The sequence below is a fragment of the Pseudomonas sp. Sample_9 genome (assembly GCF_004307535.1).
Lineage (GTDB): Bacteria > Pseudomonadota > Gammaproteobacteria > Pseudomonadales > Pseudomonadaceae > Aquipseudomonas > Aquipseudomonas mercuritolerans.
The window spans coordinates 1-1,638 of record NZ_RAZO01000427.1; the positions used below are offsets into that span (position 1 = coordinate 1).

Here is a 1,638-nt window from a genome sequence, read left to right on the forward strand (position 1 = left end):
ACGCGGGGAGGATGGGGTGAAGGTGTTCGGTGGCGGGATGTTGAAGGCGACGAAATCGCCGCCGCCGGTCAGTGCCGGGCAATTGAACAGCAGGCTGCAATAGCCGCATTTTTCCCACAGCACGTGGTGCGAAGATTGCGGCGGGCAATGCTCGGCCGCAGGCTGGGCTGCATGACCGCTGTGATCCATGCCGGGCATGTCCATCGACATGTCCATGCTCATTGGCATCGACGTCGAGGCGTGTTGATCCATCGGCATCGACTGAGAAATCAGTGGACCGATGAAAATCATCAGCATGGCGAACAGGGCGATCCAGCTGCCACGCGTCAGCGCTTGAGTCTGACGGTGATGCGGGACGGGCCTGGCGCGCAACGGACGCATGGGCGAAGTCAGCCGAAACGGTTACTGAGCGTGCACGTGGCCCTGGGCGGATTCCGGCGCTTTCTTCTGCACGGCAACTTCAACGCTGACGTCACCTGCCTTTTCGAAATGCAGGGTCATCGGGAAACGCTTGCCGTCGCTGAGCAGGCTGCGATCGCTCGGGTTGAGCAGCATCACGTGGTAAGCCATCGGCGCGAAGGTCACGGTGCCGGCGGCGGGGATTTCCACGCTTGGCACTTGCTGCATCTTCATCAGATCGCCCTGCATCACGTGCTCGTGCAACTGCGCTTCGGCGGCAATCGGCGAATCGACGCTGAGCAGGCGATCGGCGCTTTTGCCGGTGTTGTGGATGATGAAGTAGGCGGCGACGGTCGGCGCATTCGGCGGCAGTTCCTGCGACCACGGATGGGCGATTTCCAGCGCACCCGCCTTGTATTCATGGGCATGGGCGAAGCACGCCGGCAACAACAGCGCAGCGAGGACGAAGAGTTTCTTCAACATGGCAGTTCTCCAGAACGATTTGAAACGCGGATTTGTGGCGCGAACCAATCAGACCAGAGGGGAAGCACGGGGATTGAGACTCGGCCATTGCTGGCGCGGCGTCGGGGCTTGCAGGGAGACGGGCGCAACGCTGCGGTTGCTTTCAAATTGCGCGAAATACAGCTGCGGCGAATGCCCCGGCAGCGCCAGCAATGGCGCCCCACCTGAGCAACACCAGCAGTGCTGCATGTTCGAATGGCTGTCGTTCTGCGGGGCCTTCTGATCCGTGGCACCGATGTCGACCGCCACCATCTTCATGCCGCTGCCGGTGCAGAAACTGCTCCAGAGTATCTGCTCGGCCGGTGAACTGGCCGCCTGCGCCATCGCCCCGCTCAGCGGCATGGCGAGCATGTTGAACAGCACTGCAAGGCAGGCGATCCAGGCAACTGCTAACCGGCGTCGGTTCATGGGACAGGTCCGTTGGGTGGGCGATCAGGCGCGGCCCATTTAGCCTGATCAGGGCCGATAAGTAAAAAAGCGTCGTGCGGTTTGGTGTCGCAGTGCTTGCTGCAAAAGTTGTAACAGTCTGCGCCCCGTTTCGATTTCGCCGTTATGAATGAGTGTAGCGGCTTCGATTCGCAATGCCTGGGCGAAATCCGCATCGGTCTCTATTCGTGCTCGTATGGTCTGCATAACGTCTCGACCCGCTGCTCGGTTAAGTTGCCCATCGCCCGAATCTTCCAGTGCACATCCTTCGATGTACTGGCCAAGATCGGC

At 60.7% G+C, this 1,638-nt stretch carries 3 protein-coding genes and 1 pseudogene; all 4 read right to left on the bottom strand.

The genetic code is table 11. The features are described from left to right. On the bottom strand, positions 1-381 hold a 381-nt coding region (locus D6877_RS24395), incomplete at its 3' end, for a DUF2946 domain-containing protein (RefSeq protein ID WP_130912358.1). A gap of 21 nt (positions 382-402) precedes the next feature. Next, complete coding sequence (locus D6877_RS24400; RefSeq protein ID WP_130912359.1) at positions 403-882, bottom strand: copper chaperone PCu(A)C; 480 nt, start codon at positions 880-882, stop codon at positions 403-405. Positions 883-930: 48 nt separating this feature from the next. After that, entirely contained in the window at positions 931-1,329 is a 399-nt protein-coding gene (locus D6877_RS24405; RefSeq protein ID WP_130912360.1) for a DUF2946 domain-containing protein, read from the bottom strand. Between the two features lie 48 nt (positions 1,330-1,377). Continuing rightward, a pseudogene (locus tag D6877_RS29670) lies at positions 1,378-1,638 on the bottom strand (hypothetical protein); the annotation flags it as partial.

Coding starts and splice junctions, on each gene's coding strand:
- D6877_RS24400 (WP_130912359.1), bottom strand. CDS start 882: ATGTTGAAGAAACTCTTCGTCCTCGCTGCGCTGTTGTTGCCGGCGTGC.
- D6877_RS24405 (WP_130912360.1), bottom strand. CDS start 1,329: ATGAACCGACGCCGGTTAGCAGTTGCCTGGATCGCCTGCCTTGCAGTG.